Source organism: Thermomonospora cellulosilytica, assembly GCF_014138835.1.
GTDB lineage: Bacteria > Actinomycetota > Actinomycetes > Streptosporangiales > Streptosporangiaceae > Thermomonospora > Thermomonospora amylolytica.
Genome location: NZ_JACJII010000001.1, coordinates 3,117,762 through 3,142,528, shown reverse-complemented (window position 1 = coordinate 3,142,528; position 24,767 = coordinate 3,117,762). Strand labels below are relative to the sequence as shown.

General features: G+C 71.3%; 20 protein-coding genes and 1 pseudogene. 7 read left to right on the top strand and 14 right to left on the bottom strand.

All coding sequences use genetic code 11. From position 1 onward, the window contains the following. The first annotated feature begins 246 nt into the window (after positions 1-246). The 4 genes from HNR21_RS15075 (at position 247) to HNR21_RS15060 (ending at position 9,269) form a co-directional block, all read left to right on the top strand. Positions 247-3,288 carry an SNF2-related protein gene (locus tag HNR21_RS15075; RefSeq protein WP_182705720.1) on the top strand — a complete coding sequence of 1,014 codons (3,042 nt, stop codon included), beginning with the start codon at positions 247-249 and terminating at the stop codon, positions 3,286-3,288. Then, entirely contained in the window at positions 3,278-4,558 is a 1,281-nt protein-coding gene (locus tag HNR21_RS15070; RefSeq protein ID WP_182705719.1) for a sacsin N-terminal ATP-binding-like domain-containing protein, read from the top strand. Before HNR21_RS15075 ends, HNR21_RS15070 begins: the two co-directional genes overlap by 11 nt. A 1-nt stretch (position 4,559) precedes the next feature. Then, positions 4,560-6,422: a hypothetical protein gene (locus tag HNR21_RS15065; RefSeq protein WP_182705718.1), complete on the top strand. Its 1,863-nt coding sequence runs from the start codon at positions 4,560-4,562 to the stop codon at positions 6,420-6,422. Between the two features lie 609 nt (positions 6,423-7,031). Next, entirely contained in the window at positions 7,032-9,269 is a 2,238-nt protein-coding gene (locus HNR21_RS15060; RefSeq protein WP_312881042.1) for a glycoside hydrolase family 3 N-terminal domain-containing protein, read from the top strand. Between the two features lie 170 nt (positions 9,270-9,439). On the opposite strand, the gene HNR21_RS15055 is transcribed toward HNR21_RS15060, so the two are convergent. From HNR21_RS15055 to HNR21_RS15000, 13 genes and pseudogenes are all read right to left on the bottom strand, one after another. Next, positions 9,440-9,880 (bottom strand): RidA family protein, encoded by a 441-nt coding sequence (locus HNR21_RS15055; protein WP_182705717.1) that lies wholly within the window; start codon positions 9,878-9,880, stop codon positions 9,440-9,442. Beyond that, on the bottom strand, positions 9,877-11,085 hold the full coding sequence (locus HNR21_RS15050) for an MFS transporter (protein ID WP_182705716.1): 1,209 nt from the start codon (positions 11,083-11,085) through the stop codon (positions 9,877-9,879). Before HNR21_RS15050 ends, HNR21_RS15055 begins: the two co-directional genes overlap by 4 nt. A gap of 46 nt (positions 11,086-11,131) precedes the next feature. Next, on the bottom strand, positions 11,132-11,611 hold the full coding sequence (locus HNR21_RS15045; RefSeq protein ID WP_182705715.1) for an RrF2 family transcriptional regulator: 480 nt from the start codon (positions 11,609-11,611) through the stop codon (positions 11,132-11,134). 276 nt (positions 11,612-11,887) lie between these two features. Next, positions 11,888-12,994, bottom strand: coding sequence for a GH12 family glycosyl hydrolase domain-containing protein (locus HNR21_RS15040; protein WP_220500168.1), 1,107 nt, complete (start codon positions 12,992-12,994; stop codon positions 11,888-11,890). Positions 12,995-13,262: 268 nt separating this feature from the next. After that, positions 13,263-13,742 (bottom strand): 2'-5' RNA ligase family protein, encoded by a 480-nt coding sequence (locus HNR21_RS15035; RefSeq protein WP_182705713.1) that lies wholly within the window; start codon positions 13,740-13,742, stop codon positions 13,263-13,265. 20 nt (positions 13,743-13,762) lie between these two features. Further along, entirely contained in the window at positions 13,763-15,091 is a 1,329-nt protein-coding gene (locus tag HNR21_RS15030; protein WP_312881041.1) for an AAA domain-containing protein, read from the bottom strand. Next, on the bottom strand, positions 15,088-16,563 hold the full coding sequence (locus HNR21_RS15025) for a hypothetical protein (RefSeq protein WP_182705712.1): 1,476 nt from the start codon (positions 16,561-16,563) through the stop codon (positions 15,088-15,090). The genes HNR21_RS15030 and HNR21_RS15025 overlap by 4 nt, the downstream gene beginning before the upstream one ends. A gap of 115 nt (positions 16,564-16,678) precedes the next feature. Further along, a complete protein-coding gene (locus HNR21_RS15020; RefSeq protein ID WP_182705711.1) occupies positions 16,679-17,800 on the bottom strand; it encodes a hypothetical protein in 1,122 nt (373 codons plus the stop codon). A gap of 54 nt (positions 17,801-17,854) precedes the next feature. Beyond that, positions 17,855-18,688: a hypothetical protein gene (locus HNR21_RS15015; protein ID WP_182705710.1), complete on the bottom strand. Its 834-nt coding sequence runs from the start codon at positions 18,686-18,688 to the stop codon at positions 17,855-17,857. A 103-nt stretch (positions 18,689-18,791) separates the two neighbouring features. After that, positions 18,792-19,163, bottom strand: a complete 372-nt coding sequence (locus HNR21_RS36755) for a Clp protease N-terminal domain-containing protein (protein WP_512700802.1) — start codon at positions 19,161-19,163, stop codon at positions 18,792-18,794. Between the two features lie 26 nt (positions 19,164-19,189). Continuing rightward, positions 19,190-19,337 (bottom strand): annotated as a pseudogene (locus HNR21_RS36750) (Clp protease N-terminal domain-containing protein); the annotation flags it as partial. A gap of 2 nt (positions 19,338-19,339) precedes the next feature. Beyond that, positions 19,340-19,573 (bottom strand): RNA polymerase subunit sigma-70, encoded by a 234-nt coding sequence (locus HNR21_RS15005; RefSeq protein ID WP_119727647.1) that lies wholly within the window; start codon positions 19,571-19,573, stop codon positions 19,340-19,342. Positions 19,574-19,636: 63 nt separating this feature from the next. Continuing rightward, positions 19,637-20,146, bottom strand: a complete 510-nt coding sequence (locus tag HNR21_RS15000; protein ID WP_182705708.1) for a hypothetical protein — start codon at positions 20,144-20,146, stop codon at positions 19,637-19,639. Positions 20,147-20,485: 339 nt separating this feature from the next. Between HNR21_RS15000 and HNR21_RS14995 the strand changes: the two genes are divergently transcribed. Next, positions 20,486-20,935: a DUF3237 domain-containing protein gene (locus HNR21_RS14995; protein WP_312881040.1), complete on the top strand. Its 450-nt coding sequence runs from the start codon at positions 20,486-20,488 to the stop codon at positions 20,933-20,935. Between the two features lie 27 nt (positions 20,936-20,962). Then, positions 20,963-22,552: a CocE/NonD family hydrolase gene (locus HNR21_RS14990; protein WP_182705706.1), complete on the top strand. Its 1,590-nt coding sequence runs from the start codon at positions 20,963-20,965 to the stop codon at positions 22,550-22,552. Positions 22,553-22,561: 9 nt separating this feature from the next. Here the strand turns inward: HNR21_RS14990 and HNR21_RS14985 are convergent, their stop codons facing one another. Beyond that, positions 22,562-23,938 carry a glutamine synthetase family protein gene (locus HNR21_RS14985; RefSeq protein WP_220500167.1) on the bottom strand — a complete coding sequence of 459 codons (1,377 nt, stop codon included), beginning with the start codon at positions 23,936-23,938 and terminating at the stop codon, positions 22,562-22,564. Positions 23,939-24,087: 149 nt separating this feature from the next. On the opposite strand from HNR21_RS14985, the gene HNR21_RS14980 reads away from it, so the two are divergent. After that, positions 24,088-24,744, top strand: a complete 657-nt coding sequence (locus HNR21_RS14980) for a DUF998 domain-containing protein (protein ID WP_182705705.1) — start codon at positions 24,088-24,090, stop codon at positions 24,742-24,744. Positions 24,745-24,767 lie beyond the last annotated feature (23 nt).

Sequence of the window (24,767 nt, the reverse complement as noted above, 5' to 3'; positions counted from 1 at the left end):
GATCCAACCACTGACAGAATGCGCGTGAACGAGATTTGCACACATTCCTCCACCCGCGAGCCCTGACCGTCCTGCAGCGGTCCTCTCCGCCCCGTCCGCGAGCAACCCGTACCTCCACTCCAGCCCACCGCCGTGTCCGGCGCGGATTCGGTGCCGGCCATGGGTGAAGGAGTTCGGCCGGGTGACGGATTCGCCATCGGCTCTCTCGTCGCGGTGCGGGCCGACCCTGCGCGTACGGGGCCGATCATGGCCGAACTCGAGACGGTCGGCGGTCGCAGGCGCTTCCGGGTCTTCCACTCCGCGACCCTGATCCAGGACTACTTCGAGGACCAGCTTCAGCCGGTGCAGTCGGCGGTTGTGGACGAGTGGGCGAACGCACTGGCCGAACGCCGGTTCGTCGACCTGGCGGAGTTCCGGGCCCGGCTGACGGCGACACGGCTGGGCAACCCGCAGGTCGACCACCTCTACGCGCTCACCGCCGCGCGGATCCAGTTCATCCCGTTCCAGTTCAAGCCGCTGCTCCGGATGCTGCGGGCGGAGCGGCCGCGGCTGCTCATCGCCGATGACGTGGGCGTGGGAAAGACGATCGAGGCGGGACTGGTCCTCAAGGAACTGTCGACCCGGCAGCGGATGGACAACGTGCTGGTGCTGTGCCCCAAGGCGCTCACCGGCAAGTGGCGGGCCGAGATGCGCCGTTTCGACGAGGACTTCCGTGTCCTGTCCGCACGGGAGCTGCGGTACTGCCTTGACGAGGTGTACGAGGAAGGCCGGTGGCCGCAGGAGTACTCCCGGGCGATCGTGCACTACGAACTGTTCCGCATGGAGCAGTACCTGCAGGGGACTCGGGGAGGCGGACGGCGGCATCTCGGTCTGCTGGAACTGTCTCCTTCCCCGCAGTTCAACCTGGTCATCGCTGATGAGGCCCATCACCTGAGGACACCGGCGAGCAACTCGTACCGGCTCATCGAGAAGCTGTGCCAGACCAGCGAAGCGGTGCTGATGCTCTCGGCGACGCCGGTCCAGGTGCATTCGGACAACCTGTTCACCCTGCTGAACCTGCTGCGGCCCGACCTGTTCCCGGACAAGAGCTCGTTCCAGGAGATCCTGGAGCCCAACCGGCATCTGACGAAGGCCGTGGGGCTGCTGCGGAGCGGTGAGTCCGCCGGTGAGGACTGGCAGAGGGAAGCGGCGACCGCCGTCGCCGAGGCCGGCGAGACGAGCTGGGGACGCAAGATTCTGCGCGCCGATCCCCGATACCAGGAGGTCGTCCAGCGCCTCGGTGGTGCCGCCCTGGACGACGAAGGGCGTGTCCGGTGCATCCGTGACCTGGAGGAACTGCATTCGCTGGCGCACGTCATGAACCGGACGAGGCGCCGTGACATCGGGCGGTTCACCGTCCGGGATCCGCAGACGGTGCAGGTCCCGTTCACCGACGCTCAGCGGGCGGCCTATGAGGCGGTGCTCGCGTTCCGCCGTGAGGTCCTGCTGCAGCGGCACGACCCCCGGGTGGTACGGCTGATCATGGACGTGCTGGAACGGCAGGCCGCGAGCTGCATCACCGTCCTCCGGCACACGCTCGGCCGGATCCTCGACTCCGGTGGTGTCTCACTGGAGACGCTGACCGACGATCCCGAGATCGAGGACGAGCCCACGGAGCTGCCGGCCGTCGTACGCGACCGCGCACAGGATCTGCTCGTCGCGGTGGCGGGGCTGTCGGATGAGGACCCCAAGTTCGAACGGCTGCGGGACATCGTGTCGCAGACGCTCGCCGACCCGGAGAGCCCGGGGAAGGTGCTGGTGTTCTCCTCCTTCCTCAACACGATCGACTACCTGAGGGGCCGACTGGCCGCGGCGGGCGTTCGTGTCGGGGTGGTGACCGGACAGGTGGCCGATCGCGAACGGGAAGAACTGCGCGACCGGTTCCGGCTCGACCGGGACCACCCGGACGCGATCGACGTGCTGCTGTCGTCCGAGGTGGGCTGTGAAGGGCTCGACTACGAGTTCTGCGATCGGCTCGTGAACTACGACATCCCATGGAACCCGATGCGCATCGAACAGCGGATCGGGCGGGTCGACCGGTTCGGGCAGCGCAGTGACAAGGTGCTGATCTTCAACTTCATCACCCCCGACACCGTCGAGGAGCGGGTCTTCTTCCGTTGCTTCGACCGGCTGGGCGTCTTCCGGGACAGCGTCGGCGACCTGGAGGAGGTTCTGGGCGAGGCCATCGCGGACCTCAACCGCGTCGCCCTCGACGCCTCACTGTCGCCGGAGCAGACCGCATCGCGGGCCCGGCAGATCGCCGACAACGCGATCCGGCTGGCCGAGGAGCAACGGCGGCTCGATGACGAGAGCGGGTGGCTGATCGGTCTCGGCGACGCGTTCACCGCCGAGGTCGAGGACGTCGTGGAGGACGGGCGCTTCATCGACGAGGCCGACCTCGGCGTTCTCGTCGAAAGCTTCCTGCGGCAGCCGTTCCTGCGTGGCCGGCTCGAGCGCGTGGACGGTGATGCGGTCAAGCGACTGCGCATCTCCGAGAACGGCCGTGTGGAGCTGGCGTCCCGCATCCGGAGCCTGGAGCAGGCTTCGGCATCCTTCGTGGCCGCGCTCGAGCAGGGGCGGGACATCGACCTCACACTGCGGCAGAAGACCGCAGTCGAACGCCGGGACCTGGAGTTCCTGACCCCGGTGCATCCGCTCGCCAAAGCGGCGGCGGCCCACTGGACCCAGGTCGACACACCGCTGGTGGGCGCGTTCCGCACGACGACCGACCTGGTTCCCGCCGGGGTGTACGTGTTCGCGTGCGAGATCTGGGAGACGATCGCCGCGCGCCCTGATCTCAGGCTGGTGTCCCTCGTCGTCTCATCCGACGACCGGCGGCCCGTGGACCCCCTCTCCCGCAACTTCCTCAGGCTGCTGACGGGTGCCGGCACCGCCGGGCCCGGGCTCGCGCTGCCGGAAGCGGCGATCGCCGAGTGCCTGCGCGCACTGGACGCCATGTCCGACGCCAGGCGGCGTGTCGAGATCCAGCGGCTCCAGGCGTCCAACGACCGGCTGCTGGACCGTCGGCTGGCCAGTCTCGACAGCTTCCACGAGAACCGCCACCGGCGCGTCAAGGCGGAGCTGGAGGTCGCGACCGAACCGCGGATCGCGCGGATGAAAAAGTCGGAGCTGGCCGGGATCGAAGCCGACCATCAGCGCCGCAGAACGGAGCTGGAGCGCGCCAGGCGGGTCGAGATCCTCTCCCGGCGGGTGGCGATCGGACTGTTGGAGGTTACCGGTGCCGGTTGATTACAAGGCGATCTACGACGAGAACATCCGCCGGTACGGCGAGGACACCACACACCTGGACCTCCTGGGGCGGCTCTACAGCAAGCGAACGCACTTCATCTTCGAGCTGATCCAGAACGCCGAGGACGCCGGCGCGAAGGAGCTGACCTTCGAGTTGTTCGATGACCGACTCGAAGTGCGCCATGATGGGCGGCCGTTCAACGAGGCAGACGTACGCGGCATCTGCGGGGTCGGCAGGAGCACCAAGTCGGAAGACCTGACGCAGATTGGAAAGTTCGGTATCGGCTTCAAGTCCGTCTATGCGTACACCAGAACACCCCGCATCCACTCCGGTGATGAGCACTTTCGCATCGAGAACTACGTCCGCCCGCATGCCGACGAGCATGTTCCCGTCCCCTCCGGTGAAACACTCTTCGTCTTTCCCTTCGACCATCTCGAACTGACTACAGACATCGCTGCCGGAGACATATCCGAAGCGCTCGACAGCCTCAACCTCCGGACGCTGCTTTTTCTCCGGAACATCGAACGGATTTATATCTGCGGCGCGACTACCAGGAACGGTGTACTGGGGCGGTTGGTTGATTCTCGTACGCCGTCGAGCCGTCGTATATCCTTGACCGGATCGTCCGATACCGGACGGTGGCAGGAGAACTGGATCGTCTGGGAACGCAAGGTGTTCGGTCCCGACCAGGGCGAGCACCGTGTCGAGATCGCCTTCCGTGTTACACAGGACGGTGATCGGGAACGAATAATTCAATGCGACAGCTCACCATTGGTCGCATTTTTCCCCACCGAGAAGGACACATCTCTAGGATTTCTCATCCAGGGCCCCTATCGAACAACACCGGCTCGTGACAATATTCCTGACTACGAACCTTGGAACAAGCGACTCGTAAACGAGACAGCCATCCTGCTCACCGACGTGCTCACCGAGCTACGCGACAAAGAACTGCTCACGGTCGAGGTGCTGCAGGCTCTGCCACTCGAACCCACCCGGTTCGAGCCCGGTTCGATGTTCCATCCGATGTTCACCACAGTACGCAACGCGTTTATCCGAGAAAAGCTCATTCCGCTCGCCGACGGCGGCTATGGCAGAGCGCCTGAGCTGAGGCTGGCACGCGGCACCGGGATCCGTGATTTGCTGTCGCCGGAGCAGCTCTGCGCCCTCTACGATCTGCCTGCCCCCGTCTCCTTCGCTCATCCGTCGATCACAGCGGATCGATCCCCCTTCCTGTGGAAATACCTCCGAGAAGAACTCGAAGATCGGTGAGGTGACCGGAGAAGGGGTCATCGGTAAGATCACCGCAGAGTTTCTCAGCGTGCAGCCAGATGACTGGCTGGTCCGCTTCTATGGGTTTCTACAGCAGAATCAGGCACTGTGGCGGGCACCACGCTGGCGCGGCGACCCCCCGGGACCAGCACGTATGAAGCCCATCATACGATTGGAAGACGGTAGCCATGTACGCCCGTTCGACGCGGCCGACAAGCCCAACGCCTACCTGCCAGGATCGACCGGCACCCGATTCCCCACCGTCCGGCGGTCGATTGCCGCCGCTCCAGAGGCCAAGCAGTTTCTCGAAGCGCTTGGGCTCACCGAGCCAGATGTGGTCGCAGAAGTGATGGAATATGTTATTCCTCGATACCACGACACAACTCCCGACCAGCTAGATCCCGAGCAGCACACAGAAGACCTCAACCTCATATCAAAAGCCTTGAGCAAAGCGTCCGGAAGGCGACGTGAACAGCTCACAATAACTCTACAGAGAACACCATTTGTTATCAGCCGCAATGCGGCAACGAATAGAACAGGGCTGCGCACTCCGGCAGACACCTACATGGGGACGCCTGAACTGCAGCTATTTTTTGAAGGCAACCCGGATGCGTGGCTCGCTGACGACCTCTACCGCCCCTGGCTGCCTGTGTTGCAGGAGCTCGGACTACAGGACAGGGTACGCGTCACCGCCAAGAAGCCAGATTGGCGGAATCACGTGATCCTGATCCACGGCTGGGGGCTACACGAACGCGGTCTCAACGGTTTCGATCCCCACGCGCAGATCGATGGTCTCGAGTACGCGCTGCGACATCCCACTCTCACCCGATCAGCATACGTCTGGAACAATCTACTCATTCCGAACAGCCACCTCATCGCAGGAATCATCGAGAAATCCAGCCGTAAGGACTTCTCCGATCCGGAACTCAAGGCCGCGACATCGCAGATCGGGGCCATTGCCAAACGGGAGCGCTGGCTCCCGAACGCTCACGGCGGTTTCCGCTCTCCAAGCGAGCTCAGGCTGGACGACCTGCCGCAGTCGTTCACCCGCGATCATGTGCTGGCGAAGGCACTGGGCATGATCCAGCCGGTCCTCGAGGAGGCAAGCCGTGAGCTGGGCATCCCCGCAGAGATCCTGCGCGCACTGAAAGACCACCCGGATCTTCTCGAGAAGCTCGACCAGGAGATACGAGCCCGCGCCCAGGCCGATCGGAACGACCACGGCGAAGATCCCAAGCCGTCTGCGGACGACGTCGACTTCGCCAAGGAGTTGTCGGTGGTGTTCGATCGCCCCGGCCGTCCTCCGGGGCACGAGGGAGGGGAGGTCCCGTCGACGGGCTCGGGTCAGGTCGGCAATCCGGCGTTCCGGCGGGAGCGGATCAAGGAGGGGATCGCGGCGGACAGGGAGGCCGAGCCTCCGGCGCACGAACGGTTCCGTCGAGTACCGCGCAGGACCTGGGAGGCCAAGGACGGCGCGGTGAAGCACTTCCTGCTGGAGCAGTACGGCGGCAGATGCCAGATCTGTGACGACGTGTTCCCCAAGTACGACGGCACCCCGTACTTCGAAGGCCTTTACCTTGTCTCGCGCCTGCGCGGCAGGTGGCTCAATCGGCCTGGCAACGTGCTGTGCCTGTGTGCCACATGTTGCGCGAAGTTCCAGTACGGCGCCATCGACGGACAGGACGTCACCGAGCAGATCAGGAAGTGGCGAACGGCCAGGGAGGGAGGCGGCCCCGCCGTCATCTCTCTCACTCTCTGTGGTGAAGCGGTCCAGTTGCGCTTCACCGAAAAACACCTGCTCGAACTGCAGGAGATCATCAACAGCGCACCGGGCTCCGCCGATGGCGATACAACCGACGCCTGATCTCGCCTGACGCCGTTCCGGGATGGGTGCTCCGGCCATCCGGTTCACCTCGGCACCACACCCCATCGTCCCCGCAGGATCACAAGACAGGGTGATCTCCTCGAGACGAGCCAGGACGAAAGCACAGTTAGGCGCTGACTTAGCTATTGAACGGGGCGCCACTCGAGTCTGCGCTTAAGCGTTCGGATGTGGATCCGAGTCTGCGGGTGTCGGCGGAGCCGACCAGGAGGGCGATCATGGAGCGGTTGCGCCCGGACCGGCGGCCGTGAGCGAACTGGCCGAGCCACTCGAGATGTCGTTGGCGGCAGTTGGAGGCCTGGATCGCCGCTTCGACGGCGGCCCTCATACCCGGAGATCGCTGAGAACGGCTACGGCGTCCCGCTAGCCGACCTCGGAAAGGGCTGGAGAACCCCAGCTGATCTCAACAGGCCGCGCTCCCGCGAACGGCTTCCGGCGGAGCAACCCGGCGTGTGGGCCGACCGTCGGGCGGATCGCGAATGAAAGACCGTGGAAAGAAGGTTTTTTCTGTGGCATGGCCAACTTAGTTTGAAGGCGTTCGTGAGCTGTTCGCATTCTGCCGACGAATGGTCGGGGGCTCCGGGAGGTCTCGTGTTGGGAAGATCAGGCCGCCGGGCGGTGGCGCTGGGCGCGCCGGTGCTGGCCACCGCCGTGCTGGCCACCGCCGTGTCGGCGGTCCCGTCCTCGGCCGTGGTGCCGGGCCGGGCGGCGGCTCAGGTCCACGCCCGGACCGCCGCGCTGCCGTACCAGGACCCGTCGCTGCCGGTGCGCGACCGGGTGGAGGACCTGCTGGCGCGCATGTCGCTGGACGACAAGGTCGGGCAGATGACCCAGGCCGAGCGGGGCGCCCTGGACCCGGTGTCGGACCTGGCCACCTACCGCATCGGCTCGGTGCTGTCGGGCGGCGGCTCGGCGCCGTCCCCCAACAACGCCCGGTCCTGGGCCGACATGTACGACTCGTTCCAGCGCGTGGCGCTGTCCACCCCGCTGGGCATTCCGATGATCTACGGAGTGGACGCGGTGCACGGGCACAACAACGTGCACGGCGCGACGATCTTCCCGCACAACATCGGGCTGGGCGCCGCCCGTGACCCCGAACTGGTCCGGCGGATCGGGCGGGCGACGGCCGAGGAGATGTCCGGCACCGGGGTGGACTGGAACTTCGCGCCCTGCGTGTGCGTGGCCCGCAACGACCGGTGGGGCCGCACCTACGAGTCGTTCGGCGAGCTGCCCGAGCTGCCCGGCGCGATGACCACGCTGGTCACCGGGCTGCAGGGCGAGTCGCTGAACGCCTCCGGCTCGGTGCTGGCCACCGCCAAGCACTATGTCGGCGACGGCGGCACCACCGGCGGGGTGGACCAGGGCGACACCCGGCTGTCGGAGGCCGAGCTGCGCGCCGTGCACCTGCCGCCCTTCCGCGCGGCGATCGAGCGCGGGGTCGGCTCGGTGATGATCTCGTTCAGCAGCTGGAACGGGGCCAAGCTGCACGGGCACCGCTACCTGATCACCGACGTGCTCAAGGGCGAGCTGGGCTTCTCCGGGTTCGTGGTCAGCGACTGGGCGGGCATCGACCAGCTCGACGGCGCGCCCGGCTTCACCGCCGAGGAGGTGCGCACCGCGGTCAACGCCGGGATCGACATGGTGATGGTGCCCAACGACTACCGCAGGTTCATCGGCCTGCTGCGGTCGGAGGTGCAGGCCGGGCGGATCCCGATGGCGCGCGTCGACGACGCCAACCGGCGGATCCTCACCAAGAAGTTCGAGCTCGGCCTGTTCGAGCGCCCGCTGACCGACCGGAACTACACCGGCACCGTCGGGTCGGCCGAGCACCGCGCGCTGGCGCGGGAGGCGGTGCGCAAGTCCCAGGTGCTGCTGAAGAACGACGGCGGCGTGCTGCCGCTGGCCAAGGACGCCCGGATCTTCGTCGCCGGCAAGTCGGCCGACGACATCGGCAACCAGAGCGGCGGCTGGACCATCTCATGGCAGGGCGACAGCGGCCCCGTCACGCCGGGCACGACGATCCTGCAGGCCATCCGCAGCACCGTGACCAATCCGGCCAACGTCACCTACAGCCGTTCCGGCAGCGGCGTCAACGGTGACTACGACGTGGCCGTCGCGGTGGTCGGCGAGACCCCGTACGCCGAGGGCGAGGGCGACCGGCCCGGCTCGCTCGGCCTGGACGCCGAGGACCTGGACACCCTGGCGAGGCTGCGCTCGGCGGGCGTGCCCGTGGTGGTGGTGCTGGTGTCCGGCCGGCCGCTGGACATCGGCGCGCACCTGCCGGACTGGCGGGCGCTGCTGGCGGCCTGGCTGCCCGGCACCGAGGGGCAGGGGGTGGCCGACGTGCTGTTCGGCGACCACCGGCCGACCGGGAAGCTGCCGATGACCTGGATGCAGAGCGCGTCCCAGCAGCCGATCAACGACGGCGACGGCAAGACGCCGCTGTTCCCGTACGGGTACGGGCTGACCTACCCCGACCGCCCGACCGATCCGACCCCGACGCCGACGCCGACCACGCCCCCGCCGGGTCCGGCCGGCTGCACCGCCGAGTACCGGGTCATCGGCTCCTGGTCGGGTGGTTTCCAGGCGGAGGTGACGGTGCGGAACGCGGGCGGCTCTCCGCTGAACGGCTGGACGGCGCGGTGGAACTGGAACCAGGGCCAGCGCATCGCCAGCCTGTGGAACGGCGTCCTGGCCCAGAACGCCCCCGACGTCATCGTGCGGAACGCGTCCTGGAACGGCGCTCTCGCACCCGGCACCAGTGCGACGTTCGGATTCACCGCCACGGGCGCCTCGACGCCGCCCTCCGTCACCTGCACCGCCCCCTGATCGTCGAACGGCCACGACAACGGCGCCCGGTGGATCCGAGTCCACCGGGCGCCGTTCTCGCCCTCGTGCTGGACTGATCGGTCCCGTCGGCTCGCCCACGACGGACCCGCGCCCTCCCGGTCTCAAGGAGCAGGACCGACGCGGCGATCGGCAGGGCCGGGGCGCGGATGTCAGTTCGTTGCGGAAGGGGATCCGAGGCGGGAGTCGTCGGTGCCGGGCGGGACGACCGCGATGGCGTCGACCTCGAAGAGCATGTCCGGGAGGGCGAGCGCGGCCACGCCGGTGAGGGTCTGCGTGGGCGGGCGGGAGCCCCAGATCCGGCCGATCCGTTCGGCGAGGATCGTGAGCTTGCCGGGGTCGTGGTCGACGATGTGGGTGCGGAGCTGGACGACGTCGCCGTAGTCGAGGCCGACGGCGGTCAGGGCGGTGCGCAGGTTGGCGAGCGACCGGTCGACCTGCTCGGCGAAGTCCGATGAGGTGACCTGGCCTTCGGCGTCGGAGGCGTACTGCCCCGCGATGAACACCAGGCCCCCCGGCGTGCGGGCGATGTGGCTGTAGCCGAAGCCGACCGGGTCGTGCAGGCCGGCGGGATTGATGATGTCGTGCGTCATGATGATCCCTTCGTGTCGGACGGTCGGGCGGAGGGTTCGCGGGAGGCGCCGACGGCCACGGCGGCGAGCAGCGCAAGGCAGCCGGCGACCCACAGGACCGCGGTGGCGGCGCCGTCGACCGCGGCTCCCCCGATCAGGGCGCCGAGGGCGATGGACAGGTTGAAGGCGGCGACGAACAGCGACGAGGCGGCCTCGGTCGTGTCGGGTGCGGCTTTGAGCATCCAGGTCTGCAGGCTCACCGACACCCCGCCGTAGGCCAGCCCCCAGGCGACCAGCAGGACGGCCCCGGTGACGGGTCCGGTGCCGAGCAGGGCGAACAGCGCGGTGACGGCGGTGAGGGCGGCGCAGATGGTCACGAGCGTGCCGCGCGGGCTTCCGGACGCCCGGGGGCCCGCCGCGAAGTTGCCCGCGATCCCGGCGACGCCGTACGCCATCAGCAGCGCCCCGACGAACGCGCTGTCGATCCCGGAGACCTCGCGCAGGATCGGACGCACGAAGGTGTACGCCGTGAAGTGGCCGGTGATCAGCAGGAAGGTGATCAGGACGCCGACCCGCACCCCGGGATTGCGCCGCAGCAGCGCGGGCAGTTCCCGGAAGGCGAGCGCCCCCTGGGACGGCAGCGGCGGCACCAGGACGAGCAGACAGGCCAGGGAGACCAGCCCCAGCCCCCCGACCGCCGCGAAGGCGGTGCGCCATCCGCTGAGGTCGCCCAGCAGCGTTCCCGCCGGTACGCCGACGACGGACGCGGTGGAGACCCCGCCGAACACGACCGCCGTGGCGCGGGCGACGTGCCGGGCGGACACCAGCCGTACCGCCAGGCCGCCGGCGACGGCCCAGAAGCCGCCGATGCTCACGCCGACGGCCACCCGCGCCGCCAGCAGGACGGCGTAGTGCGGGGCGGCGGCGCAGACCAGGTTGGCCGCCGCCATCAGGCCGATCAGCGCCGCCAGCAGCACCCGCCGGTCCAGGCGCGCCCCGGCCACGGTGACCACGGGCGCCGCTGCCGCCGCCACCAGCCCGGGCACGGTCAGCATGAGTCCCGCGGCCCCGTCGGAGACGCCCAGGTCGGAGCCGATGGGCGTGAGCAGGCCCACGGGCAGCAGCTCGGAGGTCATCAGCGCGAAGATCCCCAGCGTCACCGCCAGGACCGCCGGCCACTCCCGCGCCGCCGTCCGGCGCTTCTCCTGTACCTTGCTAGGAAACATCCAGAATTCTCCGATCAGTACGCCCTCCGCGGGGAGGGCGCGGCGCTCAGGCGCGGGCGTCGGCCAGCCGGCGACGGGTCTGGCCGGGCGCGGCGGGGAACCGCTCCTCCACCGTCGCCCTGAGGTCGGCGAGGGTCCGCCCGGCCAGCTCCCGCCGCCAGGTCAGCTCGGCCTGGCGCATGGTCTGGGAGATCACGCAGGTCTTCCGGTAGTCGACCCCCGGCTCGCCGCCGGGCCCCTGCCGCAGGATCTCGGTGCAGGCGAACGCCTCCTGCGGCCCCTCGATCGCCACCACGACGTCCAGCACCGTGATCTCCTCGGGCCGGCGGGCCAGCCGGAAGCCGCCCCGGGGCCCGGACGTCGAGGTGAGGATCCCGGCACGGACCAGCGCCTGCAACTGCTTGTTGAGGTACGCGGGCGGCAGCTCGTAGAAGGCGGCCAGCATCGCGGCGGGCACCGCGCGATCGTCCTCGACCCATGTCAGGTTCAGGCAGGTGTGCAGCGCCCACTCCACGCCTTCGCTCATCCTCACGATCCTGGATCTTACATATCCAGATTGTTCCTGTCATCCGGCGGGGCGTCCCTCATCCCACGGCCCGATCCGCACGGCGCCGCCGGCATGACCGGTCGCCGACGCAGGTGGAAGGCGGCACCGTCGCTCCCGACAGCGGCGCGGCGTTCGGTTTCACCGCCACGGGCCGCCCTCACCACCTGCGCCGCCTCTGATCGCCGGACGGCCATGACAAGGGCGCCCGGTGGATCCGAGTCCACCGGGCGCCGAGGCTTCAGCAGGACATGGCTGTCATGTACCGCAGCGCAGGGTTATGGGGCCGGGGGCGGCACCGCTGGCCTGGAACCCGAACGTGGTGCTGGTGCCGGGGGCCAGGGAGCGGTTGTGGGACGCGGGGACGGCCCGCACGTCCCGGCCGCTCTGGGTCACCGTGGCGTTCCAGGCGTTGACCACCCGCTGGTCGCCGGGGAAGGCCCAGTCCACGCGCCAGTCGTTCAGCTGCCGGTTCCCGGAGTTGGTCACCGTCACGTTCGCGACGAACCCGGTGTTCCAGGAGGTCGCGACCTCCAGTCGCGCCGTGCAGGAGGCGTCGCCCGGCGGCGGGGTCGTGGGCGGCGGGGTCGTGGAGCCGCCGACGTTCACCGAGAAGGAGTTGGTGGCCAGCCCGGCGCCGCCCTGCCACAGTTCGAAGCCCGCCTCGACGCCGATCAGGTACCAGGAGTTCTGGATCGAGCCGCGGGCGACCGCGTCCTGGGTGAAGGCGCGCAGGTCCAGGCCGCTGACCGAGGTGGTGCCGGAGGTGCGGACGTAGGCGATGTAGTTCCACTCCGACATCCGGGTGGTCCACACGTCCCAGGTGGCCCCGGCGATCGGCACGCCGGTGGCGACCCGCGAACCGGCGGGCTGCACGCCGCCCCGGCTGTTGAGCCAGATCATCAGCTCGGCCCCGTTCGGGGCGCCGGTGGTGGACGGGGTGGTGTTGTACCACAGGTCGTAGGCGACGTTGTAGGCGCCGGAGGAGATCTGCGTGGTGCTCCAGCTGCTGGTCACGGCGGGCATGCCGCCGACCTGGACCGGCAGGCCGCTGTTGCCGGTGCACTGGCCCCAGTGGCAGCCCTTGAAGAACGAGGGGTAGGCGGCGGGCGCCCCGCTCGTGTCGTTCTGGTGCCCGGCCGAGTCGACGCGGAACGAGGTCCCGTCGACCGTGATGCACTGGGGTGTGGAGGCGCCCCAGATGTTGTTCTGCGCGATGTACTCTCCCCCGTTCACCGGGGTGGTGTCGGTGGTGCCGCACAGCTGGACGGCCGCCCGCGCGGGCAGGGCGAACGGCGCGACCGCACCGGCGACCAGCAGCAGGCCGAAGGCCAGCGCCGCGACCACGGCGGTACTGATGCGCAATCGGGTGAGTGGCATGGACGACCTCACTCTCCGGGCGCGCCGTGGAGCACGCCCGCACAACCAAGTGGGAGCGCTCCCACCGTCATGAGGCGCTCACCGCCTGTCAAGCGCCGGCTCCCCGCCGCCCCGCCGCCCGCCCGCTGACCGAGCGTTCTGCCGCCCGCCCATGAAAACGACGTGAAAACCACCGCCGCCGACCGCCCGGCGGACCACCGCCTGGGCTCGTTCACGGCAACTGGATGCCGATGGACGACAGGCCCCTGTCCACTTATGGAGAAGTGGCGAGAGGAAAGCGGCGGAGGATCGTGAAGGAGGTCGGGGTGGTCTCGGTGAACGACACCTCCCGGACCCAGAACTCGCCCTCCAGGCGGCGGCCCGCCAGTGCGGAGTGGCAGTCCGGGCCTCGGGAGGACGTACGGGGGTGGGCGATGGTCACGTGGGGTGGGAAGTCGACGGGGGTCATGGGCGGGGCCAGCAGTCGGCGCCGCAGGGCCGCCCATCCCCCGTCCACGTCGTCGACCGCGACGAACACCCCGCCGTGGCCCTCGTTCTCCGCGAAGACCTTCCCCGGCCGGAGCCGGAACGCAGTCGCCTGGGGCACCCATGATTCGGCGCGCCTCAGCAGGAGGGTCTCGTCGCTGGTCTCCTCCGGGTAGGTCACCGTCAGGTGGGCCGGTACCAGGTCGGCCATCACCGGATCCCAGGTACGCCGTAGTTCCTCGATCTGCTCGGCCCCTTCGAGGAGCACGCACAGATGGCGGCGTCTCATCAGACGGCGGCCGGGACTCGGTGGGGGGCCAGGTGGGACAGGACGGTCTGGTGGGCCTCCCAGCCGTCGGGGAACTTGACGGGGACGTTCAGGTGGAGCGGGTCGGTGGAGGGGTGGGCGTCCAGGAGGTCGGTGATGCCCGCCCGGGCGACGACGATGCAGGCCTGGCGGTGGCGGGAGGTCAGCACGCACAGGCGGCCCGCCTCCAGGTGGAAGGCGGTGGCGTCGCGGCGGCCCGACAGCGGGTGGACCACGATGACGACCTCGAACTCGCGGCCCTGCAGGCGGTTGGCGGTGTCCACGGTGACCTCGGGAGCACCGGCGGCGGCCAGGGCACGGCGGATCTGGTCGGCCTGGTCCCGGTGGGCCACGCCTATAGCGATGTCGCGTGGGCCTATGGCGCGCCCGTCGGGGTGGCGTTCGCAGTAGGCGACGGTGCCCCGGGCCAGCAGGCGGGCGGCCAGGTTCGCGGCGGCCTCGGCGGCCTGGGGGTCGGTGCGCAGAGTGTGGCGGGCGGGCAGTTCGTGCAGCGCCCAGCCCGCTGTACGGGCCGTCTCCAGCGTCTCGTCCAACGGTGAGCGCAGACCCGACGTGGTGAACTCCAGGCGGCGCGTGCCCTCCGTCGTACCGGCCTGGAAGCCCGTGAACGGATAGAACGCCTGCGACACCAGGGGGGCCGCCGAGGCCGGCAGGCGCCAGGAGACGGGGAGGCGGTGAGTGGGCAGGGACGCGTTGTGGGCCAGCAGGACGTCGATGGCGTTCAGGCGCGGGTCGTACGACAGGCCCGTCCAGCGGGTGGTCTCCACCACGGTGAACGGGTCGAGCTGGCCGGGGTCGCCGACGAACAGCCCCCGGTCGAACAGGTGCGCCACCAGCAGCAGCGCGTCCGACCTCATCTGGTACGCCTCGTCGACGATGGTCCAGCGGCGGTGGTGGTCACGGACCCGGGCCCACTTGGCGGCGGTGCCCAGCAGCAGCGGGCAGTCGGCCAGGCCGTCGATCCTGGTGTCGATCGCGACGTTCGCCAAAGCCTCCACCGGGCCGGGCGGGGTGTAGGTCTCGGCGGACAGCCGGCCCAGCCGGATCTCGGGCAGCTCGGCGGCCAGGCGTTCCAGCAGGTCGTCGATCTGGTGGTTGGTCTGGGCGATGATCATCGCGGGCTCGCCGGACTCCACCAGCGCCCGGGCGGCCCGCACCACCAGGGTGGTCTTGCCGGCGCCGGGCGGGGAGTCGACGATCACGCCGCGGTCGCCGTCGCCGGCGCGGGCCATGTCGGCCAGCACCGCCTCGACGGCCTCCTTGGACGCCACCGAAGGGTCGTCGATCACTGCTGTGCTCCCTGGGAGTCGTCCGGGGCGGCCGGCGGGCCGCCGTGCGTCCACGGGGTCTGTTCCGGCGCCGGGAACTCCTGGCCGCCGAACTGGGCCGGGGCGCGGGTGTAGCAGACGGTCTCGCCCAGTTCCGGGATGGGGGCGGGCTTCTTGACCGTGCCCATCCCGGCGACGACGTCCAGGACCAGCAGGCATTCGGACCCGTCCTCGATGATCTCGCGGATCCGGACGGTCTGCTTGGGGCGTTCGGGGGACACGTAGGTCTGGTCGGCCTCGACGCGGACCGGGTCCTCGGTGAGCACGGTGATGCGGGGGCGCAGCAGGACCCGGCCCTTGGGGCTGATCTCCGTGCGGTCCGGCTCCCGCCCGACCACGGTGCCGCCGAACGCGTCGCCGGTGGTCCGCAGCTCCGCCAGCACGAACGGGTCGTCCAGTGCCTGCTCGGCGTCGAACCGGTTCTGGGCGCGTTCCAGCGTCGCCAGCCGGGCGGCGGCCGCGACGGCGTGGTCGTGGCGGGGCTGCGGAGGCCCGCCCTCGGCGATGTGGTCGACGTGCCCGGTGAACCGGTCGCGGTCGGCGGCCCAGCGCTGCTCGCAGTGCGGCGCCTCGGGCAGCTGGCGGAGCCGCTCCAGGCCCTTCCACATCAGCCGCCAGGTCGGCATGAGCTGCGACTCCACCGCCTCGCGGATCTTGGCCTCGGAACGGGCCAGCGCCACCCGGTCCCCCGCCGCGGCGGCGCGGTCGTAGCCCCGGACGGCGGGCTGCAGGACGAGGTTGTCGAAGTCGGGGTCGGTGGCCGGGCCGGCGGGCGGGAAGTCCAGCGGGTCCTCGGCGGCCTGCGCGGCCTGCGCCCCGGTCATCCCCTCCGGCGGGCAGATCCAGGCCAGCAGCATCGCCAGGTTGGCGTCCTCCAGGTCGCTCTGCCCGGTCGCCCACTGCGCCGTGAGCAGGTCGGTCATCGCCAGCGTCAGCGACGACCCCGGATACTCGGCCCGGTCGGCGAAGAACGTCAGCCACCGTCCCAGCAGCGGCACGTCGTCCTCGGTCTCCTGGAACCGGGTCAGCCGCCCCAGGAGCCCCAGGTAGTCCAGCGCGAGCCGGTTGGGCACCAGGATCTGCGGGGCGTCGGCGTAGCGGAGCCGGGGCGGTTCGTCCTTCCTGTTGGACGGCACCTCCTCGGTCTCGTCCTGCCGGGCCGCGACGTAGCCGAGCACCACCCGCGCCAGCTCGACGAAGAACGCGTGCTGCAGGTCCCGGTTGCGCGGCTGCGGAACGGTGAGCAGCAGCGGATCGTCCGGGTCGGTCCCCACCGCGCACCCCAGCGGCGCGGCGGCCTCGCCGGCGAGCTTCAGCGGGACGATCACCAGCGGCTCGTCCACCAGATGGTGGTGCCGCATCCGCCGCAACGGCCGCGCATGCCCCGAACGCGCCGCGTGCAGCTTCTCCAGGACCACGAGCAGGCTGCTCATGCGCGTCTCCCGCTCATGCCCGCTCCCCGCTCGCCTCCGGCGCGCCTCGAGGCACCGGTCCTCCTCGTCGCGTGCTCGCTCGCGCCCACGGCCGCGCCGCGCGCCTCCGGCTCGCTCATGTGAGGCCGCACCGCAGGGACTCGGCGTGGCGCAGGGCCCGGGCGATCTCGACCTCGTCGTCGGCGGGGGCGCGGGTGCCGTCGGCCAGGGCCAGGGCGGCGGAGACGGTGTCGACGCCGCCCAGCATGCCGCCGAGGGCGGGGCCGAAGACGTCGAGGGAGTCGGCGCGGCGGGCCTCGTCGCGGCAGAACGCGGCCAGCTCACAGTGGGCGCGGCAGCCGGGGCGGTAGCGGGCGGGGAGCTGGTGGAGGGCGGCGGACAGCTCGGCCGGGTCGCGGGTCGGGTTGCCCTCGGCGTCGAGGGCCAGGTCGAGCGTCACGCCCTCGGGGAGCGCCTCCAGCAGGCTGTCGATGCGGCTCATGCGGGTCAGCACCCGGCGGACGGCGGCGAGCTGCTTGCGCACGTCGAGCACCGACACCATCGGGGTGTTCGCGAAATTGGCCGGGGTGACCAGCAGGACCTCGTGCGACACCGCCTCGGGGTCCAGGTCGTGGTCGGCCAGCAGCTCCCGCAGCGCCAGCACGTACACCGCGGCCTGCTGGGCGGCGGCCGTGACCTGCTCGCTGTCCACCTGGCCGTCGACGACCGCGAACGACTTGATCTCCACGACGTGGAAGCGCCCGCCGACCTGGAACGCCACCAGGTCCGGCTCCAGGTAGGCGGTGTGCCCGGCGACGTTCAGCCGGAGCATCGGGTGGTCGAACAGCGTGCCCGCGTCGTCGGCGTCGCGGGCGGCGCGCAGCAGCAGGTTGGCGGTGTGGGCGGCGCGCACCTCGCGGCCGGTGTGCTCGCCCACGTCCTCCAGCGGCAGGTAGGCGGCCTCCTCGACGGCCAGGCCCAGCCTCTCGCGCAGCAGCGCCAGCAGTTGCGCGGCGCCGTCCGCCTTGACCTGCTCCTCGAACGCACGGCCGCGGGCCAGCGCGAACGTGGACTGCCCGAACCGGCCCGGGAAGCCCACCCGGGCCGAGATCCGGCCCTTGTCGGCCCCGGATGCGTCCAGCAGGGCGCGGCGCGCGCAGCCGGGATTGGCGGTCAGTCCGGCGATGGCGCGGGCGGAGAAACCGGCCGGGGGCGTGCCGCCCCGCAGTGCGGCGAGCCGTGTGTCGAGTGCGTTCACGTTAGTGACCTAAGTGGTTGTCGGGTCGGTAGGGAAGTATGACGCGCGCATGGGTCAGCCTCGGGCCGCCGTGCCGGGGATCGCCCGCAGCGGGGCCCCGAAGAGCCGTTCACGCTCGTCGAGCTGGCGGCGGGCCCGCTGCGCCGCGTCGGCCCGGGTCCGCCGGTCGGCGTCGATGTGGACGGCGATCTCGGTCTCGGCCGCCCGGGCGAGCAGGCCGGGGTCGACGGGTGCGGGCCGGCCCGTCCGGCGCGGCGCGATCGCCCCGGGGATGCTCACCGCGAAGCTCCGCAGCAGGCGTTCCACGTCGCCGGTGGCCGAGCCGTGCAGCCCCTCCTGGGCGACGGCGGCCCCGGCGACCCTGACCGCCGCCTGCAGGAAGTCCACCCGGGGGCTGAGCGGGCCGACGATCCGGCGTTCCAGCGGCCAGGAGCTCACGGTGATCAGCGCCCGGGCGGGGGCGAGCAGGTCGGAGGTCAGCGCCGGGCACAGGTAGTAGGGGCGGGCGCCCGGCGCCGAGCGGTAGGAGCGCTCCTCGTCGCGGCGCAGGCTGGCCAGCCGGGAGGCGGGCAGCTCGCCGGAGAAGAACGCGCGGTGCACCGCGCCGATCAGCTTGGGCGCGGCCGGGACGCCGAGCAGGGTGAGGACCTGGTGGACGTGCTCGCGGGCCGGCAGCAGCGGACCGGCGGGCCGGGCCGGCTCGGGCGGCGGCTCCGGCTCCCCCGAGCGTTCCAGGGAGTCGGCGAGCCGGTCCCAGGCGCGTTCGGCGGCCCGCAGCTCGGCCCGCAACTCCCGGACGCGCGCCGTGTCCCGCCGCCGCATGGCGGCGCGCACCGCCCGGCGCAGCTGGGCGATCCGGTCCTCCAGCGCGTCCAGATCGTCCTGCATGATCACGACGCTAGCAGAGCCTCCAGACTTTTCCAGAGATCTCCACGAAAAGCGCCCGGTCCCCGGGGGCGTCGGGGGCCGGGCGGAAGGGGGGACGGGGGCCTCAGGCGGCCTCGGCGGTGATGCGGCGGGTGACGTCGGCGCGGAGTTCGCCCAGGTCGATCCCCGCCTGCCAGAGGAGGTGGCAGGCGGAGTTGCCGGAGTCGTGCAGGACGCCGAGCAGGATGTGGCCGGTGCCGATGTGGTTGTGCTTGAGGCGCAGGGCGTGGCGCAGGGAGAGTTCGAGGGCCTTCTTGGCGGGCTTGGTGAACGGGATGTGCCCGCGCCGGCGGCGGACGAGGCCACGGCGGAGGGCGTCGGGGCCGAAGGCGGCGTCGGCGGCCTCGCGGACGCGGTCGAGGTCGATGCCGATCGCGGCCAGGGCCTCCGGGTCGAGGGCGGCGTCCTCGGCGGGCGACCGGAGGCGGGCGCGCAGGTCGTCCAGGTCGACGTCGTGGGCGCGCAGGGCCTCGGCGGCGGGGCCGGCGCCCACCCGCAGCAGGCCCAGCAGGACGTGCTCGGGGCCGATCTCGTCGTGGCCCAGCTCGCGGGCCTCCTGCTGGGCGAGGACCACGGCCTCGCGGGCGTCCTTGGCGAAACGCTCGAACACGGCTAGGGCTCCTTTCTGAGGATGCGGCGGCCGGAGCCGTACTTCTTGTGCACGGCCTGCTTGCTGACCCCGAGACAGACGGCGATCTCCTGCCAGGACCAGCCCTGGTCGCGGGCGTTGCCGACCTGCAGGGCCTCGAGCCGGTCGGCGAGCTCGCGCAGCGCGCGCACCGCCCGCAGGCCGATCGCCGGGTCGCGGCTGCTCGCCTCCTGGGCGAGCCGGACTCCTTCGCTCATGGAGTCAACATAGGTTGACGACCCGGCCGAAGTCAACCCAGGTTGACGAATCGGGGGCGGGTCCTAAAGACCCAGATCGAGCGCCCGCACCATGGCCGCGGTGTACTCGGCGGCACCGGGCAGGTCCTCGCGGCCCTGCAGGACGGCGTTGAACACGTAGCCCAGGCAGCCGCCGAGCAGCAGGTGGGCGACGGCGAGGGCGTCGACCTCCGGGGACACCCGGCCGAACCTGCGCTCGGCCTCCAGATAGTCGGCCACCATCCGTTCGGCATGGTGCGGGCCCAGGTCGCCGGCCCGGGTCAGCTGGCGCAGGCCCGCCGTCTGCTCGGGGCTGGCCAGCACCGCCGCCTGGGCGGGCAGCACCTCGCCGTAGAAGTCGACGGTGGCCCGGGCGGCCAGGGTCAGGTTCTCCCGGACGCTCCGCCGGCCGGGCCGCCCGAGCGCCTCGGCCATCGAGGCCGCGTAGACCGGCAGCCGGTCCTGCAGCAGCGAGAGGAACACGCCCAGTCCCGCCCGGCCGGGCTGCGCCAGGAGCGGGACGGCGCCGACCGCCTCCATGATCCGGCGGCGCACCTCCTCGGCCGGCGGGCGGGAGGCGGCCCTTCCGCCCTCGCACCCGGATCCCGGCGACGGCGCAGGGGCGGGCGGACCGTCCGCCCCGGGCCGGGCTCGCCGATCCCGGAAGAAGGGGTCCGCAGGCTCGTGCTCGAAGTCCATGGGCCTTCCAGGGCATACGGGGACATCGCATCGCCACTCCCCCCGGGTGACGGAACACACCAGGGTAGGCAGCAATGGACGGAACTGGTGGCCCAACCCGCAGAAAAGTAATGAGTCGGAGCGGCCCGGCTGTTCCCGGACCAACACGTAAGGCATACTCGTCACCGCCGTCAGAAATATGCCTAAGGAGTCGTGGTGGAGCTGGAGCCGCCGGCCACGTTCCGGGTCGAACTGGCCCCGATCCTGGAGGTGGGGCACGGCCCCTGGGGGCGGCGGCGGGTGATCGGCATCGTCGGCGGGTCGTTCACCGGGCCCCGGCTGTCCGGCGAGGTCCTGCCCGGCGGCGCTGACTGGCAGGTCGTCCACCACGACGGAACGGCCGCCATCGACACCCGCTACACCCTGCGGACCCACGACGGCGCGCTGCTCTACATCCAGACCCAGGGCCTGCGGCACGGCCCGCCCGAGGTGATGGAACGGCTGGCGGCGGGCGAGGACGTCGACCCCGCCGAGTACTACTTCCGGCTCTTCCTCCGTTTCGAGACCGGCGCCCCCGAGTACGCCTGGCTGGGACGCACCCTGGCGGTCGGGACCGGCCGCCGCGAACCGGACGCGGTCGTCTACGACGCGTTCACCCTGACCTGACACCCCCCCGGACCAGGAGGCGCCCTCGTGGCCAAGCTGAACAAGTCCGCCGTGCCGGTGACCACCGTGCTCGACCAGCCGATCGAGATGCGGGACGGCACGATCCTGCGGGCCGACGTGCACCGGCCCGCCGAGGGCGGCCCGTTCCGCACCGTGCTGATCCGCAACCCGTACGGGGAGCCGCTCTTCCGCCGGACGCCGGTGGTGCCGTACCTGCACGCCGGGCTGGCCGTGGTCCTCCAGCACTGCCGCGGCCGGGGCTCCAGCGACGGAACGTTCACGCCCTGGGTGGACGAGCCGCGGGACGGGGTGGACACCGTCGAGTGGATCACCGCGCAGCCCTGGTCGAACGGCGAGGTCGTCGCCTCGGGCATGTCCTACCTGGCCGGGTGCGCGCTGCAACTGGCGGCCCAGCGGCCCGCCGCGCTCAAGGCGGTGGCGGCCTCGATGACGCCGCACGACTTCTACGACGGGCTCAAGTACCACGGGGGCGCGTTCGCGCTGGGCTCGGCGTTCCACTGGGGCTCGCTGCAGGGGATGCTGGGCGCGCTGCACGCCATGTCCGGCGGCGAGGACGCCGGGGCCCGGTTCGGCGCGCTGCTGCCGGTGCTGGCCGACCCGTACCCGGCGATGGCCGCCACGCCGCTGAGCGAGGCGCCGGGGGTGTCGCAGGCGTTCCCGTTCTGGCGGGACTGGGTCGAGCACCCCGAACGCGACGAGTACTGGGAGAAGCTGGCCGAGACGCTGCGGCACGACCGGATCGAGGTCCCGGTGCTGCACACGGCCGGCTGGTTCGACGTGTTCCTGCGCGGCACCCTGGAGAACTTCCGGCGCATCCCCGGCGGCCGGTTGATCGTCGGGCCGTGGACGCACCTGTCGCAGGAGTCGGGCGTGGGCGAGCTGAACTTCGGGTTCTCCGCCTCCGCGCAGAGCGCCATGCTGGAGGCCCAGCAGATCGCCTGGCTCCTCGGCGACACCGCAGGCCCCAGGGTCAGGTACTTCACGATGGGCGCCGACACCTGGCGGGAGGCCGAGTCCTGGCCACCGCCCGGCGCCACCGAGACCCGCTACTACCTGCACCCGGGCGGGCTGCTGTCGCCCGAGGCCCCGGCCGCCGACGCCGAGCCGTCCCGGTTCGTGCACGACCCCGACGACCCGGTGCCCACCCACGGCGGCCCGCTGCTGCTGCCCGACCCGACCAACGCCGGTCCCCGCGACCAGCGGCGCATCGAGGAACGCCCCGACGTGCTGTGCTTCACCACCCCGGTGCTGGACCGCGACGTGGAGGTCACCGGCCCGCTCACGGTGGTGCTGCACGCGGCGACCTCGGCGGCCGGCGGCGACTGGACCGCCAAACTGGTGGACGTGTGGCCGGACGGGCGGGCGATGAGCGTGATCGACGGGATCGTGCGCTCGGCCGGCGACCGGCTGCGGCACGAGATCGACCTGGTGGCCACCAGCCAGACGTTCCGGGCCGGGCACCGGATCCGGGTGGAGATCGCCTCGTCCAACTTCCCCCGCTTCGACCGGCATCCGGCCATGACGCGCGCCGAGCAGACCGTCTTCCACGACGCCGGCCGGCCCTCGTGGATCACCCTGCCGATCATGGGCGGCTGACGGCCGGGCTCAGTGGCGCCAGCGGGTGCGGGCCACGATCTCCTCGTCGGAGGCGTCCTTGAACAGGGCGATCTCGCCGCGCCGCACGTCGGCCACGGTGTCGGCGGTGGCGGCGCCCAGGGCGGCGCGCAGCACCTCGTCCTGCTCGAACACCGTCACCGCCTCCTCCAGCGACGTCGGCAGCCGGGCCACGCCGCGTGCCTCGCGTTCCTCCGGATCGAGGGTCGCGGGGTCCACGGTGACCGGGTCGGGCAGCCGGGCGGCGGCGTCCACCCCGTCGCGCCCGGCCGCCAGCAGGACGGTCAGCGCCAGGTACGGGTTGGCGGTGGCGTCGAAGCACTTGACCTCGAGGTTGGCGGCCTGCGCGCGCAGCCCCGCCGGGCCGGCCACGAACCGCAGCGCCGCCTCCCGGTTCTCCAGCCCCCAGCAGGCGAACGGGCCGGACCACTGGCCGGGGGTCAGCCGCAGGTAGCTGGCCACGGACGGGCAGCCGATCGCCAGCATCGCGGGCAGCCGGGCCAGGATCCCGGCGGCGAACCCCTCCCCCTCGGGCCGCATCCCGTACGGGCCGGAGCCGGTGGCCATCAGGTTCCGGCCGCCGCGCCACAGGCTCAGGTGGACGTGGCCGCCGTTGCCGACCCCGTCCATCACGACCTTGGGCGAGAACGACGCGCGCATCCCGTACCGCATCGTCACCGCCTGGATCGTCTGGCGGACCAGCACCGCCGTGTCGGCCGCCCACACCGGCCCCTGCGCCGCCACCGACACCTCGAACTGCCCGGCGGCGTACTCCGGGTGCAGTTGCTCGACCTCGACCCCCGCGGTGTCCAGCGCGCGCAGCACGTCGAACAGGTACTCCGGCAGCTCGGCGATCCGGGTCATCCCGTAGCCGGGGCCGACCGCGGCGGGGACGAAATCCTCGCCCCTGCCCAGCGAGACCGTCCACTCGACCTCGAACGCCGCCCGCACCCGCAGGCCCTCCTCGGTCAGCCGGGCGACCTGGCGGCGCAGCAGGGCGCGGGCGTCCTGCGCGTGGCGGATGCCCTCCTGGTCGTAGCGTTCGCCGGGCGCCCAGGCCCAGCCCGCGGGCTCCCCCAGCACCGTCAGCCGGTCCAGGTCCGGATGCAGCCGCAGGTCGCCGACCGGGCCGCCGGCGTGCCGCCCGGAGGCGATCGAGTCGTCCAGCAGATAGGCGTCGAAGACCGGGGAGAACCCCACCCCCCACGCGGCGACGTGCTCCAGCCGTCCCGTCGGCACCGTCTTGACCCGGGTGATGCCGCTGTTGTCCACCCAGGTGAGCGTGGTCGCCACGATGCCGCGGGCGGTCAGCTCGCGGGCCGCCGCCCGGCCGCGGGCCGCCCGGTGCGCCCGTTCCTGCTCGTCCACAGCCCCAGCGTAAGACCCTGACCTGCGACGATCCCGATCGCAAAAGAATCTTGGGAAAATCCCGGCGGCCGTGTCGAAATCCGGGCCGCCCGTTCGAAGCGTTCACGACCGGGGCCGCACGGGCCCCGCCGCGAGAACGGAGAACGGCCATGACCGCCGCCCTGACCATCACCCGCACCCCCGCCACCCGGACCGCCCGGACCACCCGCTCCCTGCTCGGCCTCGGCGCCGCCGCCGGACCGGTGTACGTGGCGGTGTCGCTGGCGCAGGCGCTGACCCGGGACGGGTTCGACCTGGCCCGCCATCCGTGGAGCGCGCTGGCCAACGGGGACCTCGGCTGGATCCAGGTGGCGAACCTCCTGGTCGCGGGGCTGGCGACGCTGGCCGCCGCGGTGGGCCTGCACCGGGCGCTGCCGGGCTCGCCGTGGGCCGGGCGGCTGGTCGCCGGGTACGGGATCGGCCTGGTCGCGGCCGGGGTCTTCAAGGCCGACCCGGTGCCGGGCTTCCCGGCGGGCACGACCGAGGCGACGGTGAGCCTGCCGGGGATGCTGCACATGATGAGCGGCGCGGTCGGTTTCTCGTGCATCATCGCCGCGTGCTTCGTCGTCGCCCGCCGGTTCGCCGCCGAGGGCCGGTCCGGCCGGGCCCGTTGCTCGCGGGCGGCCGGGGCGGTGTTCGGGGCATCGTTCGTCGTCATGGCGGCCGGGGGCGGGGCGTCCTGGACGATCCTCGCCTTCGTCGCCGGGGTCCTGGTCATCTGGACCTGGCTGTCGGCCCTGTCGCTGCACCTGTACCGCAACGCCTGAACCCACCGTCCCCCGAGACTCCG

Bases quoted from the DNA above. Each gene is read 5' to 3' on its own strand.
- HNR21_RS15075 (WP_182705720.1), top strand. From the start codon at position 247: ATGGCCGAACTCGAGACGGTCGGCGGTCGCAGGCGCTTCCGGGTCTTC.
- HNR21_RS15055 (WP_182705717.1), bottom strand. From the start codon at position 9,880: ATGACGCACGACATCATCAATCCCGCCGGCCTGCACGACCCGGTCGGC.
- HNR21_RS15050 (WP_182705716.1), bottom strand. From the start codon at position 11,085: ATGTTTCCTAGCAAGGTACAGGAGAAGCGCCGGACGGCGGCGCGGGAG.
- HNR21_RS15045 (WP_182705715.1), bottom strand. From the start codon at position 11,611: ATGAGCGAAGGCGTGGAGTGGGCGCTGCACACCTGCCTGAACCTGACA.
- HNR21_RS15025 (WP_182705712.1), bottom strand. From the start codon at position 16,563: ATGAGCAGCCTGCTCGTGGTCCTGGAGAAGCTGCACGCGGCGCGTTCG.
- HNR21_RS15015 (WP_182705710.1), bottom strand. From the start codon at position 18,688: ATGCAGGACGATCTGGACGCGCTGGAGGACCGGATCGCCCAGCTGCGC.
- HNR21_RS15005 (WP_119727647.1), bottom strand. From the start codon at position 19,573: ATGAGCGAAGGAGTCCGGCTCGCCCAGGAGGCGAGCAGCCGCGACCCG.
- HNR21_RS14980 (WP_182705705.1), top strand. From the start codon at position 24,088: ATGACCGCCGCCCTGACCATCACCCGCACCCCCGCCACCCGGACCGCC.